Origin of the sequence: Pseudomonas sp. WC2 (assembly GCF_050586545.1) — a bacterium.
Taxonomy (GTDB): domain Bacteria; phylum Pseudomonadota; class Gammaproteobacteria; order Pseudomonadales; family Pseudomonadaceae; genus Aquipseudomonas.
Genome location: NZ_JBOBDR010000003.1, coordinates 192714 through 207501, shown reverse-complemented (window position 1 = coordinate 207501; position 14788 = coordinate 192714). Strand labels below are relative to the sequence as shown.

Sequence of the window (14788 nt, the reverse complement as noted above, 5' to 3'; positions counted from 1 at the left end):
TGACTAATGCGTCAGAGTCAGAACTTGTATTTGGCCGTCAGCATGTAACTGCGCGGATTGCCGTAGTTGTCGGTCGAGCCCCAGGTCACGTCGGAGCCGATGGACGAGTAGTACTCACGGTCGAAGATGTTGTTGGCGTTGACCTGCAGGTCCAGGTGTTTGTTGACCTCGTAACCGGCCATCAGGTCGGTGACCGCATAGCCGCCTTGTTCGAGACGGTAGCTGCCGCCATTGGCCAGGGTGATGTCGTTGTACATGCGGCTCTGCCAGTAGACGTTGCCGCCGACGCGGAATTTCTCCAGCGGGCCCTGCAAGCGGTACATCGTCGAAACCTTGAACAAGTGCTCAGGCGTGTCGGTGTCGAAACGCTGATTGTTGTTGTCCGGGTTTTCGTCCTTGATGTAGTGGGCGCGGGTGTAGGTGTAGCCGGCGCCGACTTGCCAGTTCTCGGTCAGCGCACCTTGCAGTTCGACGTCCAGACCCTGGCTGCGGACTTTGCCGGAACCCTGGTAACAGGTCATGACCGGGCAGCCGAACTGATTGTCCGCAAGGGTGGCGCGGTTGGTCTGGTCGATCTGGAACACCGCCACACTGCCGTTGAGCGCGCCGTCGAAGTATTCACCCTTGATGCCGACCTCGTAGTTCTCACCGACGATCGGCTCCAGCAGTTTGCCGGACAGATCTTTCTGGGTTTGCGGGGTGAAAATGTCGGTGTAGCTGGCGTAGACCGAGTGGTGATCGTCGAGCTTGTAGATCAGGCCGGCATAACGGGTCAGGTTGCGCGTAACTTTGTAGTCACCATCGCCACTGCGGTCATCGTAGTCGTACCAGTCGAGACGGCTGCCGAGGATCAGCGTCAGTGGATCGCTCAGGCTCAGGCGAGTGGTCAGGTAGAAGGCGTCCTGAGTGGTGACGCTGCGGGTCTTGCCGTCACGCACGAAGTCAGGCTTCGGCGCGCCAATCGGCCAGGCCGTGGTGTACGGATCGTATTCTTTGGAAGTCGCATCGTAAGCACGGTTGCTCGCGCCGACGACCAGTTCGTGGGTGCGGCCGAACGCTTCGAACGGGCCGCTGGCAAAGGCGTCGAACGCGGTTTGCTTATCGGTGTTGTGCGACTGATAGGCCGTGGTTTCCAGCGGACCTGCGTAGCGCGACAGGTAAGTGCCGGAGAATTCGCCGTTCAGCGTTGAGGACGAACCGGCGAGGTGCAGCTTCCAGTCGTTGTCGAAGCGGTGTTCAACTTCACCGAACACGGTGTCGATCTGCAGCTTCTTGTTTTCCCAATCCGTGCCCGGGTAGGTGGAGCGGGGCAGGTCGAGGTGATGGCCATCAGTGCCGATCGGCAAGCCACCCCAGAAATAGTTGGTCTGCTCGTTTTGACGGGAGAAACCGAGGGTCGCGGTGGTGCTCTCGCTCAGGTCGGCTTCACCGATGGCGTAAAACAGGCCGTGATCGTTCTGTTCTTTGTCGCGGAAGCTGTCGGCGCCTTGATAGGAGCCGACGATGCGGCCACGCAATGTGCCGCTATCGTTGAGCGGGCCGGAGGCGTCGAGCTCGCCACGGTAATCATCCCAACTGCCCGCCGCACCGGTAAGGCTCACTTGCGGCGTGGCCGTCGGGCGTTTGCGCACCATGTTGATCGCCGCCGAAGGGTTGCCGGCGCCGGTGACGAGGCCGGTCGCGCCGCGCACGATTTCAACGCGGTCGAACATGGCCAGGTTAGGCTGCACGGCCATGGTGAATGGCGAGTAGGTGCTCGGCAGGCCGTCGTACATGATGTTGTCGATGTCGAAACCGCGGGCGCTGTAAGTCTGTCGACCCGGGCCGCTGGACTGACTGAGGAACAACCCCGGCGTCGCTCTAACCACGTCATTGATGCTGGTCATGTTCTGATCGTCCATGCGCTGACGGGTAATTACCGTCACCGCTTGAGGCGTTTCGCGCATGGTCAGCGGCAATTTGGTCGCGGTCTGCATCGGGCCGGTGGTGTAGGAGTCCGTGCCTTCGGTGGTGCTGCTCATTTGCGTGGCGCCGATCTCGGTGGCGCCGAGTTCCAGCGTGGCAGGCGCGGTATCTTCGGCCAGAACAGGTGTGGCGCCGGCCATGCAAATGGCGAGTGCCAGCAGGTTAGGCGAGAGGTGCGAACGGCGGTGATTGGCGTGAAACGACATCTAACTGATTCCCCCAATGGTACGAAAACGAATCTGATGCAAGCGTATGTAATAATTGTTCTCATTAGTGTCTCAGATCGCATCAACGGAAGAAAGGCATACGAGTCAGTTAGTTAATGAATTTTTCACATTTGCGCGGAAGCACGGCGAAACAACGTCAGCACGAAATGCACGACGTTTTGCCGTCAAGGCGGGGAAAATCGAGGGCTGCAGAGGTGGACGAAAGACTCAGCAGCGACCGGTCAAAAGGGCCTTCGACCGGTGGCACTGCTGATGAAAAATGGACCTGTTGGGAAGTAGTTTCAGTTCAGATCGTCAGCCGAATGCCGCTCCGGCACCTGACTGTCTTCATCACCCCACGTGCGGTTAACGCGCTGCCCGCGAATGACCGCCGGACGCTTGGCGATGTCTTCGGCCCAACGCTGCACATGGGTGTATTCGTCTGCCGCGAGAAACTCCGCCGCTGAATACATATTGTTGCGCACCAGTTGCCCGTACCACGGCCACACCGCGATGTCGGCGATGGTGTAGTCGTCGCCGGCCAGGTAGGCACTTTCGGCCAGACGCCGGTTCAGCACATCCAGTTGCCGCTTGGCTTCCATGGTGAAGCGGTTGATCGGGTATTCCAGTTTCTCCGGCGCATAGGCATAGAAGTGCCCGAAGCCGCCGCCCAGATAAGGCGCCGCGCCCATTTGCCAGAACAGCCAGTTCAGCGTTTCAGTACGCCCGGCCGGATCCTTGGGCAGGAAAGCACCGAATTTTTCCGCGAGATACAGCAGAATCGCGCCGGATTCGAACACGCGAACCGGCGGTTCAACGCTGCGATCCAGCAACGCCGGAATCTTCGAGTTCGGATTGATCTCGACGAAGCCGCTAGAGAACTGATCGCCCTCGCCAATGCGGATCAGCCACGCGTCGTACTCGGCCTCGGTGTGGCCGAGCGCGAGCAACTCTTCCAGCAGAATCGTGACCTTCACACCGTTCGGCGTGGCCAGCGAGTACAGCTGCAACGGTTGTTTGCCCACCGGCAGGGCTTTGTCATGGGTCGGCCCGGCGGTTGGGCGGTTGATGTTGGCGAATTGACCGCCGGACGCTGCGGTGTTTTTCCAGACCTTGGGCGGAACGTAAGACGCTTTGCTCATTGAAACGGACCTCATCGTTGGCAGGTTTAGCATTGATCGCCACGTACCGGAAAGATCCCGGCGCATAGCATTGCATGGTGACGTTATCGTTCATCTCGTAGGCCAGCGTCCAGCCAGATGTTCGGTCAGATAGTCCACGAACGCTCTGACCTTCGGCGTCATCGCCTCGCGTTCCTGCACGCAGGCGTAGATCTCCATGGGCTCGATCACCGCGCTGTGGTGGTCTTCGAATAACGACACCAATTGCCCACGCTCGATCAGCGGCGCCGCGACAAATTCGGCGAGGCGGGTGATTCCCGCGCCGTTGACCGCCATGTGCGCCAGCGCATCAATGTCATCGCTGATCGCCGTGGCATTGATGTCGGCGTCGTTGCGCTGCCCGTCGCGGACGAAACCCCAGCGCAGAAAACGCCCGTCCAGCGGGTAGCGAAACGCCAGGCACGCGTGGTGTTCGAGTTCATCGGGGGAGCGCGGCCAACCGGCGCGCTGCAGATAAGCTGGCGCGGCGCAGAGGATGAACGGCAGTGAGGCGATCTGGCGCGCGACGATGCCGTCCTCCAATTGCGGCTTGATGCGCAGGCTCAGGTCGATGCGATCCTGAATGTGGTTGATTTTGTTGTCGGTGGTCGAGAGTTCGATGAGCAGACGCGGATGTTGCGCGGCGAAACCGGCAATCAACGGCGCCAGCACATGGCGGCCAAATGCAGCGGTGGAGGCGATGCTCAAGCGGCCCTGCAGTTCGGTTTCATCGCTGCTGATTGCGCTTTGCGCCGCTTCCAGATCCTGCGCAATGCGCCGAACCTTTTCGTAATACACCGCACCGTTTTCTGTCAGCGCCAGGCTGCGCGTGGTGCGTTGCAGCAAGCGCACACCGAGGTGCGTTTCGAGGCGATTGAGCGTCTGGCTGACCGCCGCGGCACTGATGCCCAAGCTCTTGGCCGCGCCGACGATGGAGCCCGATTCGACCACTTTGATAAAACTGGCAATCGCCGCCAACAGGTTCATTCGGGTCCGTCCATCGCTTTCGATTCGTAAGGTTTTCTTTATAAAGCAGCAAGCTTTGAGCGTCTAGTGGGCGCAAATCATCATTGTTAACGTGCTCGTTCCCTGTCAACTGGATGGAAAAGTTCCTATGAATCAACGTGCCACCGAAGCAGTTTATATCCGCCGTCGCCGGCTCTCCCATCGTGCCACGCCCTATGTGTTTGCGCTTTATATGGCGACGATCATGGCGTTTCTGATGTCGCTGGTGATCACGGCTGCCAATGCTGGCATTGATAACAATTACCTGAGCAATGCGCTGCACGCGTACAAAACGGCGATGCCCGTGGCGTTTCTGTGCATCCTGGTGGTTCGGCCGATCGTGATCAAACTGGTGACGTTGACCGTGCATCCACCGCGCTAACGCACCGGGGATCGCATTTCAAATGTGGGAGCGAGCTTGCTCGCGAATGGCGCTGCGGCGCTATCCATTCACAGCCCTGTGTACACCGAGGCTGGAAAATCAATCGAAACTTCGCTGTCCGCCCAACTGTCCAGACCCTTACATCGGCGAAAAGACGAGGATCGAGATGACAATGACAGTGGGAGATTTTCTGGTTGAGCGGCTCAGCCAATGGGGCGTCACGCGGATCTTCGGGTATCCGGGCGACGGCATCAACGGCGTGTTCGGGGCGCTCGATCGAGCCAAGGGCAAGATCGAATTCGTTCAGGCGCGGCACGAGGAAATGGCTGCGTTCATGGCTTCGGCCCACGCCAAATTCACCGGCGAACTGGGCGTGTGCATGGCCACCTCAGGCCCCGGCGCTTCGCACTTGATCACCGGGCTCTACGATGCGCGGATGGATCACATGCCGGTGCTGGCCATCGTCGGTCAGCAGGCGCGCACCGCATTGGGCAGCCACTATCAGCAGGAACTCGATCTGGTCTCGATGTTCAAGGATGTCGCGGGTGCCTTCGTGCAACAGGCCTCGGCGCCTTCGCAAGTGCGGCATCTGCTCGACCGGGCGGTGCGTACAGCGATAGGTGAGCGCCGCGTGACCGCGCTGATCCTGCCCAATGATCTGCAGGATCTTGCATACGAGGCCCCGGCCCGTGCCCATGGCACCGCGCATTCCGGCGTCGGTTACACCAAGCCGAAAGTGCTGCCCTACGACGCTGACTTGCAGCGAGCGGCAGACGTGCTGAACGCGGGCGAGAAAGTTGCGATTCTGGTCGGCGCCGGTGCTCTGGAGGCGACCGACGAAGTCATCGCCATCGCTGAAAAACTCGGGGCTGGCGTTGCCAAAGCGCTGCTCGGCAAAGCGGTGTTGCCGGATGATCTGCCTTGGGTCACCGGCAGTATCGGTCTGCTTGGCACCGAGCCCAGCTACAAACTGATGAACGAATGCGACACCTTGCTGATGATTGGCTCGGGTTTCCCGTACTCAGAGTTCCTGCCCAAAGAAGGTCAGGCGCGCGGTGTGCAGATCGATTTGCAGCCCGACATGCTCAGCCTGCGCTATCCGATGGAAGTCAATCTGGTCGGTGATTCGGCAGAAACCCTCGCGGCGCTGCTGCCGCTGCTCGAGCAAAAGACCTCGGGCAAGTGGCGCAAAAAGATCGAAGGCTGGCGCGGCAGTTGGGAGAAAACCCTGGAAAGACGCGCGATGGCCAAAGCTGATCCGGTCAATCCCCAGCGCGTGGTCTATGAGTTGTCACCGCGCGTGCCGGATGACGCGATCATCACCAGCGATTCCGGCTCTTGCGCCAATTGGTTCGCTCGCGATCTGAAGATTCGTCGCGGCATGAAGTGCTCGCTGTCCGGCGGCCTCGCCTCGATGGGCGCCGCTGTGCCCTATGCGATTGCGGCGAAATTCGCTTATCCCGAGCGCGCAGTGATTGCGCTGGTCGGCGACGGGGCGATGCAGATGAACAACATGGCCGAGCTGATCACCGTCGCCAAATACTGGCGGCAGTGGCAGAGCCCGAAATGGATCTGCGCGGTGTTCAATAACGAGGATCTCAATCAGGTCACCTGGGAACAGCGGGTGATGGAGGGCGATCCGAAATTCGTCGCCTCGCAGAGCATTCCTGACGTGCCGTATCACTTGTTTGCGATTTCCATCGGCCTGAAAGGGATTTTCGTGGATCGCGAAGAGGATGTCGCCGGCGCCTGGGAACAGGCTTTGGCTTCGGAGGTGCCGGTGCTGATCGAGTTCAAGACTGACCCGAACGTGCCGCCGCTGCCGCCGCACATCAAACTTGAGCAGGCGAAAAAATTCGCCACGACGTTGCTCAAAGGTGACCCGGACGAGGCGGGCATCCTGGTGCAAACCGCCAAGCAGGTGCTCGGCTCTGTCCTGCCCGGCAAGAAGCGGTGAGCGATTGATTTTCATCGGTTGTGCCGGGTGGAGTCTGGGGCGCGAACACTGGCCGGAGTTTCCGGCCGAGGGCACGCACCTGCAACGCTACGCCGCCCGGCTCAACGGTGCGGAAATCAACAGTTCGTTCTACCGTCCGCATCGCCGCTCGACCTATGAACGTTGGGCAGAATCGGTGCCGGCAGGCTTTCGCTTTTCGGTGAAGCTACCCAAGCACATCAGCCACGAACGCCGCCTGGTCGATTGCGAGGCGGCGCTCGACGAGTTCCTGTCGCAGTGCAACGGCCTCGGCGATCGCCTGGGCTGTTTGCTCCTGCAGTTGCCGCCGTCACTGGCGTTTGATGCTGTCTGCGCCGAGGGGTTTTTCCGCGCACTGCGTCATCGCTACGACGGCGCCGTGGCGCTGGAACCTCGTCATGAGTCGTGGGTGAAGGCCGAACCACTGCTGTCGGCTTATCGGATCGCTCAGGCAGTCGTCGATCCATCGCGTATCAGCAACGACGTGTCAGCGGCTGGCTGGGAAGGGACGCGGTATTGGCGGCTACACGGTTCACCGCGCATTTATCACAGTGCTTACGATGACGCTTATCTGCAAGATCTTGCGAAGACTTTGCAGGCTGCCGAGGCGCAGGGGGCTACGATCTGGTGCATTTTTGACAACACCGCCAGTGGCGCCGCGACAGCTAACGCGTTGGCACTGGCAGTATTGTTGAGCGGATGACGCGATCAATTCAGATGGCAGAGAAGGTCAGTTGCCATCCGCCACTTTGCGCTCGATCTCATCGACCTTACGCTGCAGTTCTTCGGCATCCTGCTCTTTGACGCGGGTGGACGAAGGCGTGATGATTTCGTCCACTGCTTTGGTGTCATCGTCACGATCGTCAAGGTCGCGCTCGACCACGTTGACCGGTTTGCCGGACGTATCGGTAGGCGGCGCATTTGGGGTTTTGTTGTCTTTGCTGTTCATGGTGGTGACCTCCAGTGGTGTAAACATTGGAGGCAACGGTTTGGCAGGCGTTCGATATTTTTGCGCAGTGCGGCAACCGCCATCGACAGCAGGGCTGGCTGCCACAAATTCCTGTGGGAGCTCGCCCTGCTAGCGATTGTCAGTCTTTAAGAATGTCGCGATCCTTGGTTTCCGGCAGGAAGAACGTGCCGAGGATCGCCGTCATCACCGCAATCACGATCGGGTACCACAGCCCGTAATAGATATCCCCGGTGGCCGCGACCATGGCAAATGCCACCGTCGGCAGGAACCCGCCAAACCAGCCGTTACCGATGTGATAGGGCAGTGACATCGAGGTGTAACGGATGCGCGTCGGGAACAACTCGACCAGCCACGCGGCGATGGGGCCGTAAACCATGGTCACGTAAATCACCAGAATGGTCAGCAGGAGCAGCACCATCGGGTAATTGGTTTTCGCCGGATCGGCTTTCTCCGGATAACCGGCTTCTTTCAACGCGGTGCCCAACGTGGCGGTAAACGCATCGTTGCGCGTCTTGAAGTCGGCAGCCGGCAGCGCACTGCCTTCAAAACTTTCGACGACTTTATCGCCGATGCGCACTTGCGCAACGGTGCCCGGTTCGGCGATCACGTTCTCATAAGGGATCGCGCGTTTTGCCAGCAAGGTCTTCGCCAGGTCGCAGGAACTGGTGAATTTGGCCTTGCCCACCGGATCGAATTGGAACGAACACTGATCGGGGTTGGCAATGACTTTGACCGGGTTTTTCTCCTGAGCGATGAACACGTCAGGGTTACCGTACTGGGTCAGCGCATGAAAGATCGGGAAGTACGTCAACGCCGCCAGAATGCAGCCAACCATGATGATCGGCTTGCGTCCGATGCGATCGGACAGGCTGCCGAAGATCACGAAGAACGGCGTGCCGATCAGCAGTGAGCCGGCGATCAACAAGTTGGCGGTCTGCGGGTCGATCTTCAGTGTTTGCAGGAGGAAGAACAGCGCATAGAACTGCCCGGTGTACCAAACCACCGCTTGCCCGGCAGTGCCGCCGAGCAGCGACATGATCACCACTTTGAGGTTGTCCCAACGTGCGAAGGATTCAGTCAGCGGCGCTTTCGACGCCTTGCCTTCGTCCTTCATTTTCTGGAACACCGGCGACTCGCTCAGTTGCAGGCGGATGTACACCGAGACGATCAGCAGCAGGATCGACAGCAGAAACGGAATGCGCCAGCCCCAGGCTTCGAACGCTTCAGTGCCCAGCGCGGTGCGGCAGGCGAGAATCACCAGCAGCGACAGGAACAGGCCGAGGGTTGCGGTGGTTTGAATCCACGACGTGAAAAAACCCCGCCTATTGCGCGGCGCATGTTCGGCCACGTAGGTCGCTGCGCCACCGTACTCACCGCCCAGGGCCAAGCCTTGTAGCAGACGCAAAGTGATCAGGATGACCGGCGCGGCGACGCCGATGGTCGCGTAACCGGGCAACAGACCGACAATGGCTGTCGAGACGCCCATGATGACGATGGTGATGAGAAAGGTGTGCTTGCGTCCGATCATGTCGCCGAGCCGCCCGAACACAATCGCACCGAATGGCCGCACGGCAAAGCCTGCGGCAAATGCGAGCAAGGCAAAGATGAACGCGGTGGTTTCATTGACGCCGGCAAAGAAATGTTTGGCGATGATCGCTGCCAGTGAGCCGTAAAGGTAAAAGTCGTACCACTCGAAAACCGTACCGAGCGAGGAGGCGAAAATGACCTTGCGCTCCTCTTTGGTGATGCCGCCGCTGCGCGGTGGACTGCCGGTGGATGCTGTGTCGATTGTGGCCATGGGTGTTCTCCGTCGTGCTTATTGTTGTGGGCCGGAGTCCCCCGTTACTGCTTACCGCACTCTGGCCTTGTGGCAGATGCCGTCATCGTTTCCGCGTGAAGCTTGCACAGTCAGACCGCCGCACGGATGCGCGAGGTTTCCTTGAGCATAATCAGCTTTTGCCAGATATCCACTGGCGCTACGCCTTGACCCAGCGCTGCCGACTCCAGGCACTCAACCAGTCGACCATGAACACCAACACCAGCATCGCCAAGATGACCGTACTGGCCTGGGCTTCCTGAAACAGACTGAGGCTGACATACAGCATCTGCCCGAGCCCGCCGGCACCGACAAAGCCCAGCACGCTGGCCATGCGGATGTTGTTTTCCCAGCGGTACAGGATGTAGGCGAGCAGTTGCGGCGCGAGATTCGGCAAGGTGCCGTAGCAGAAAGCCAGGACCGGATTACTGCCTTGCAAACGAATGGCTTCGGCCGGTTGCGGCGGAGTGTTTTCCAGCGCTTCGGCGAACAGTCGCCCGAGCACGCCCGTGGTGTGCAAGGCGAGGGCGAGGGTGCCCGCGTTCGGGCCAAGGCCGGCAGCAAGCACCATCAGCGCCGCCCAGACCAGCTCCGGAATCGCCCGCAAAGCGTTGAGCAGCAAACGCGCAACGCTTTGCAACGGCCAGCCGAACCGCCCGGCGGCCGGCAAAGCGATCAGGATGCCGAACACAGCGGCCAGCAAGGTGCCGAGCGCCGACATGGCCAGGGTTTCCAGGGAACCGTGGACGATGGCTTTGAGGTAAGCCGCGCTCAGATCCGGGCTGAGAAAGCGCTGGATGTACGCGCCCATCTGTTTGAGGCTGTTGGCACTGCCCAGTTCTTCGAGGTCCAGGCCCAGATAAGCGAACGAAGCGACGACGGCGACCGCGATGCCGGCGATCAGCAGCAGGTTGATCAGGCGATTCATGTCAGCCTCCAGCGCAGCAAGCGGCTGAGTTGATCGGCGCCCAGCACCAGCAGGAGGAACGTCAGCAACATGCTCGCCACTTCACCGCCGGCGAACATGCGGATCGACAAATCGATCTGCTGCCCCAGCCCGCCAGCGCCAACAAACCCCATCACCACTGAAGCGCGGATCGCACATTCCCAGCGATACACCGTGTACGACAGCAATTCCGCGCCGACATTGGGCAGCGTGCCGTAGGCGAACGCCGCCAGTCGCCCACTGCCAGCCTGCAACAACGCGTGCGCCGGACGCTGATTGGTGGACTCGAAAATCTCCGCGTAAACCTTGCCAAGCATGCCGCTGTAAGTGATAGCGATGGCCAGCACACCCGCCGCCGGGCCGAGGCCGACCGCACGGACAAACAGCAGCGCCCAGACGATTTCCGGCACGCTGCGCAGGAATATCAATAAGCCGCGAACCGGCCAGCGCAGCAGACGGCCCAAGCGGCTGGGCACACCGCCGCGCGAGGCGGCGGACAGCGACAAGGCGCGGCTGGCGATCAGACTCGCCGGCACCGCCAGCAGCAGAGCCAACGCCATGCCTGCGGTCGCAATCGCCAGGGTTTGCAGAGTCGCTTTGAACAGGATCTGCAGAAACGCTTCGTCGTGCGCGGGTGGCCAGAATTGCGCCACAAACCGGCCCATTTCGTTCTGGCTGCCGGGCAGCAGTACGCCCAGATCCAGTTCGCTGAGCTGAATGCCCGGCCATAGCAAGGCAATCGCCAACAACGTCAGCAGCAGTCGTGGCCATGCAGCGGGATCCCGTGAATCGGCCTTCAGCATCGTGGAATCTGCACAGTCACAGGCGCCACCGCAGCGGTCGGCGATTGCAGTTTTTCATTGGCGTACAGCGCATCGAGCATCGAGGGAGTGACTTCGCCGGACGGGCTGTCGAACAGAATCTGCCCGTCACGCAAGCCAATCACCCGCGGGAAGTGCGACAACGCCAGATCGACCGCATGCAGGCTCGCGATCAAAGTGACGTTATGTTCGCGCGCATGCCGCGACAGGATCGACAGCGTGTGCCCGGCCATGACCGGATCCATGGCCGACACCGGCTCATCGGCCAACAGAATCTCCGGCGCCTGATACAACACCCGAGCGATGCCGACACGTTGCAGTTGGCCGCCGGACAGTTGCTGGCAATGGGCGAAGAGTTTGTCGCCCAGATCCAGCCGCGCCAATGCCGCGCGGGCACCGACCACGTCCAGTGGATGCAGAAGATTCAACAGGCTTTTGCCCAGGCTCCACTGGCCGAGTTTTCCGGCCAGCACCGCGGTAACCACGCGCTGACGCGGTGGCAGGGGCGGAGCCTGATGCACCAGGCCGATGCGCGCGCGCAAGCGTTGGCGTTGGCGGGCGGACAAGTGCCAGGCACGTTCACCCAATACTTCCAGCTCACCGCTGCTGGGCCGCAATGCGGTGGCCAGCAGGTTGAGCAGACTCGATTTGCCGGCCCCGGACGGGCCAATGATGGCGACCTGTTCACCAGCGCCGATGTGCAAGTCGACACCGCGCAGGGCGTCGACTCCGTTGGCGTGGCGCAGGCTGCCCTGGTTGAGGCTCAGGGTCATTTCAGCAGTTCGGCGGCGCGGGCGGCTTCCTCGATGCCCTTGTAGTTCTCAGGCTTGGTGTCGATGAAACGGCTGGCGGCTTGCAGATCGAGAATCTTCTTCTGCTCCGGGTTGGCCGGGTCCAGATCAAGGAAGGCTTTTTTGATCTTCGCCGCGAGCGCCGGATCCAAGGTGCCGCGTACGGTCCAGTTGTAATCGAAATAGGTCGGCGTGGTGGCGAAGACCTTGACTTTGTTGGTGTCGACCTTGCCGGCGTCGACCAGTTTCTGCCAGACACTGGCGTTCAGCACACCGGCGTCAACCTTGCCGGCCTGCACCCAGGCGACGGTGGCGTCGTGGGCGCCGGAATAGGCGACACGGCTGAAATAGGCTTCTGGCTTGATGTTGTCGTTTTTCAGCATGAAGTAGCGCGGCATCAAGCTGCCCGACGTCGACGACACGGAACCGAAGGCAAAGGTCTTGCCTTTCAGATCGGCGAGGCTGTGCACATTCGGGTCAGCGGTGATGAATTTACTGGTGAACTGCGCATCCTGCTCACGCTGCACCAGCGGGATCACCGGGGTGGTGGCGTCGGTCTTCAAACGCGCCTGAACGAAGGTGAAACCGCCGAGCCAGGCCATGTCGAGGCGATCGGTCGCCAGCGCTTCAACCACCGCCGGGTAATCGGCCACCGGCACGAACTTTACCTTCATGCCCAGTTGCTGCTCCAGATAGGCACCCAGCGGTTCGAACTTGCGCAGCAGTTCGGTCGGGGCTTCATCGGGAATCGCGCTGACGCGCAGTACGTCGGCGGCTTGTGCAGCCAGTGCAGAAAAAGACAGGGCCAGGCCGGCGGTCAGTGCCAGAGTTCGTTTGAACATGGAAATCTCCGTTTCAGGGGCGTCGATAGAGCTGAAATTACGGGGTGAGGCGCAAACTCAGGGTAGACGAATCGGCGAGGTTATACGTACTCACACGCGCAAAGGCCAGCGCCATCGAGAAGAGGGCGGCGCGATTATGGGGGATGCAGCTTTTGCCGAGCTCAAAGAAACTGTTACCGCGGTATTCCGGGCTGTGACAAAGGCCAGGTCTCTGCCTATTCTCCATGACACTCTCAACGTGGCAGCAACTGCTCACCGTGTCCCGCCCATCACCAGAAGTTTTGTTCATGGATCAAGCGTTACTCACATCATTGGTTGTCCAGAAGTGGAAATCCGCGCTCCGGGTGAGGGGATGAAGCGTTCCCGGCCGATGCCGATCGATCTGCGCGGACTGATACTGCTGTTCGTGCTGTTATCGGTCGTGGCGACCCTGTGCAACAGCCTTTATGTCGCCTATCGCGTGCAGCGTGAGGCGCTGATTCAATCGACGCTGGAAGCCAATGGCGCGTATGCGGCGAAAGTCGCTTCCAGCATCGGCGAATTTCTCGGCGCGGCCCACAATCATTTGAGTTACAGCGCGACGGTGCTGGGCGATCAATGGGATGAGCCTGAGATATTGCGCAAAGAAGCCATGCGCTTGCAGGCGCAGGACACCGATTTCAACTCAGTGACGATTCTCGATGCCAGCGGTCAAGTCCTTCAGGCGTATCCGCAAAGCCTGCAGATTGTCGGTGCCACGCTGCAATCGCAGGGTATTCAACAAGCCCTCAAGGAGCGCCGGCCTCTGGTCAGTGAGGTGTATGTTTCCTCGGCAGGCAATCTGGTGGTGTTCGTTTCGCAGCCGGTCTTCAGCCCCTCAGGCACATTTCTCGGGATCGTCGGCGGCTCTGTGTATTTGCTTGAGCAAAGCGCGTTCCACACCATTATCAGTCGCCACTTTCATCACGATGGCACGTTCGCTTTCGTGGCCGATGGCAACCGGCGGCTGTTGTATCACCCGGATCCGAAGCGGATCGGCGAAGTGCTGGGCTGGAGCCTTACGGTAGACGCCGCTTTGCGCGGTGAGAGCGGAACCTTGCAAGGTGACAACTACAAAGGTGTGCCGATGCTCGCCGGGTATGCCCGGGTGCCAGCAGCCAATTGGGCGGTGGTGGTGCAGCGACCTCGTGAGCGCAGCCTTGCCCCGTTGGGGCAATTGATGCGCGACATGATCGTCGGGATGATTCCAGCGGGCCTGTTCGGCCTTGCGCTGATCCTCGTTGGAGCGACCCTGATCGCTCGGCCACTGCGGCAGTTGTCGGCGGTTGCCGACCAGTTGGCAGCCCCTGACACCACGCAGCGGTTGGATCGGGTGCATGCCTGGTACCGCGACGCCGCCGCGATCCGCCAGGCCATGTTGGCCGGCGTGCAGTTGCTGCAACAGAAACTCGGCCAGCTTAGCCATGAAGCGCAAAGTGATCCCCTCACCGGCCTGGCCAATCGGCGCGCCATGGATGCATCCCTGGAGGTGCTGGATCAGACCGGGCAGGGGTATGCGGTGCTGGCGCTGGACATCGATCATTTCAAACGCGTCAACGACACCTTTGGGCACGACGTTGGCGACATTGCCCTGAAAAGCGTTGCCGACATCCTCAAACAGAACTCGCGTTCGGGCGATCTTGCGTGCCGCTCCGGTGGCGAAGAGTTTGCGCTGATTCTTCCAGACGCGTCTCTGGAGACCGCGCGAATGATCGCGCAGAGAATCCGCGTGCACCTCGAGGAAACCGAGGTGCCGCAGGTGGGAAGGTTGACGATGTCCATCGGTGTGGCGTGTCGCGATACCGACGCTGCGACCGCGGCAAGCGTCTTGAAGCTCGCGGATGAACGCCTTTACGCCGCCAAGCAGGGCGGGCGCAACAAGGTGGTATGA

General features: G+C 60.5%; 13 protein-coding genes. 4 read left to right on the top strand and 9 right to left on the bottom strand.

Going from position 1 to position 14788, the window contains the following annotated elements; all coding sequences use genetic code 11:
* Window positions 1-17: 17 nt before the first annotated feature.
* From ACQ4OE_RS04810 to ACQ4OE_RS04800, 3 genes are all read right to left on the bottom strand, one after another.
* Window positions 18-2171, bottom strand: a complete 2154-nt coding sequence (locus ACQ4OE_RS04810; RefSeq protein ID WP_122595665.1) for a TonB-dependent siderophore receptor — start codon at window positions 2169-2171, stop codon at window positions 18-20.
* 302 nt (window positions 2172-2473) lie between these two features.
* Window positions 2474-3313 carry a glutathione-dependent disulfide-bond oxidoreductase gene (yghU, locus tag ACQ4OE_RS04805; RefSeq protein WP_430945903.1) on the bottom strand — a complete coding sequence of 280 codons (840 nt, stop codon included), beginning with the start codon at window positions 3311-3313 and terminating at the stop codon, window positions 2474-2476.
* A 90-nt stretch (window positions 3314-3403) separates the two neighbouring features.
* A complete protein-coding gene (locus ACQ4OE_RS04800; protein ID WP_430945902.1) occupies window positions 3404-4318 on the bottom strand; it encodes a LysR substrate-binding domain-containing protein in 915 nt (304 codons plus the stop codon).
* Between the two features lie 127 nt (window positions 4319-4445).
* On the opposite strand from ACQ4OE_RS04800, the gene ACQ4OE_RS04795 reads away from it, so the two are divergent.
* The 3 genes from ACQ4OE_RS04795 (at window position 4446) to ACQ4OE_RS04785 (ending at window position 7396) form a co-directional block, all read left to right on the top strand.
* Window positions 4446-4718 (top strand): DUF2798 domain-containing protein, encoded by a 273-nt coding sequence (locus tag ACQ4OE_RS04795; RefSeq protein ID WP_122595668.1) that lies wholly within the window; start codon window positions 4446-4448, stop codon window positions 4716-4718.
* Window positions 4719-4884: 166 nt separating this feature from the next.
* Entirely contained in the window at window positions 4885-6675 is a 1791-nt protein-coding gene (locus ACQ4OE_RS04790) for a thiamine pyrophosphate-requiring protein (protein ID WP_430945901.1), read from the top strand.
* A gap of 4 nt (window positions 6676-6679) precedes the next feature.
* Window positions 6680-7396, top strand: coding sequence for a DUF72 domain-containing protein (locus tag ACQ4OE_RS04785; protein WP_430945900.1), 717 nt, complete (start codon window positions 6680-6682; stop codon window positions 7394-7396).
* 27 nt (window positions 7397-7423) lie between these two features.
* Here the strand turns inward: ACQ4OE_RS04785 and ACQ4OE_RS04780 are convergent, their stop codons facing one another.
* The 6 genes from ACQ4OE_RS04780 to ACQ4OE_RS04755 form a co-directional block, all read right to left on the bottom strand.
* Complete coding sequence (locus ACQ4OE_RS04780; protein WP_430945899.1) at window positions 7424-7642, bottom strand: hypothetical protein; 219 nt, start codon at window positions 7640-7642, stop codon at window positions 7424-7426.
* A 139-nt stretch (window positions 7643-7781) separates the two neighbouring features.
* Window positions 7782-9461, bottom strand: coding sequence for an MFS transporter (locus ACQ4OE_RS04775; RefSeq protein ID WP_430945898.1), 1680 nt, complete (start codon window positions 9459-9461; stop codon window positions 7782-7784).
* Between the two features lie 178 nt (window positions 9462-9639).
* Window positions 9640-10407, bottom strand: a complete 768-nt coding sequence (phnE, locus tag ACQ4OE_RS04770; protein ID WP_430945897.1) for a phosphonate ABC transporter, permease protein PhnE — start codon at window positions 10405-10407, stop codon at window positions 9640-9642.
* Window positions 10404-11228: a PhnE/PtxC family ABC transporter permease gene (locus ACQ4OE_RS04765; protein ID WP_430945896.1), complete on the bottom strand. Its 825-nt coding sequence runs from the start codon at window positions 11226-11228 to the stop codon at window positions 10404-10406. The genes phnE and ACQ4OE_RS04765 overlap by 4 nt, the downstream gene beginning before the upstream one ends.
* Window positions 11222-12019, bottom strand: a complete 798-nt coding sequence (locus ACQ4OE_RS04760) for a phosphonate ABC transporter ATP-binding protein (RefSeq protein ID WP_430945895.1) — start codon at window positions 12017-12019, stop codon at window positions 11222-11224. The genes ACQ4OE_RS04765 and ACQ4OE_RS04760 overlap by 7 nt, the downstream gene beginning before the upstream one ends.
* On the bottom strand, window positions 12016-12879 hold the full coding sequence (locus ACQ4OE_RS04755) for a putative selenate ABC transporter substrate-binding protein (protein WP_430945894.1): 864 nt from the start codon (window positions 12877-12879) through the stop codon (window positions 12016-12018). Before ACQ4OE_RS04755 ends, ACQ4OE_RS04760 begins: the two co-directional genes overlap by 4 nt.
* 352 nt (window positions 12880-13231) lie before the next feature.
* Between ACQ4OE_RS04755 and ACQ4OE_RS04750 the strand changes: the two genes are divergently transcribed.
* The gene (locus ACQ4OE_RS04750) at window positions 13232-14788 is read left to right on the top strand and encodes a diguanylate cyclase (RefSeq protein WP_430945893.1); all 1557 of its coding nucleotides are present in this window, start codon (window positions 13232-13234) and stop codon (window positions 14786-14788) included.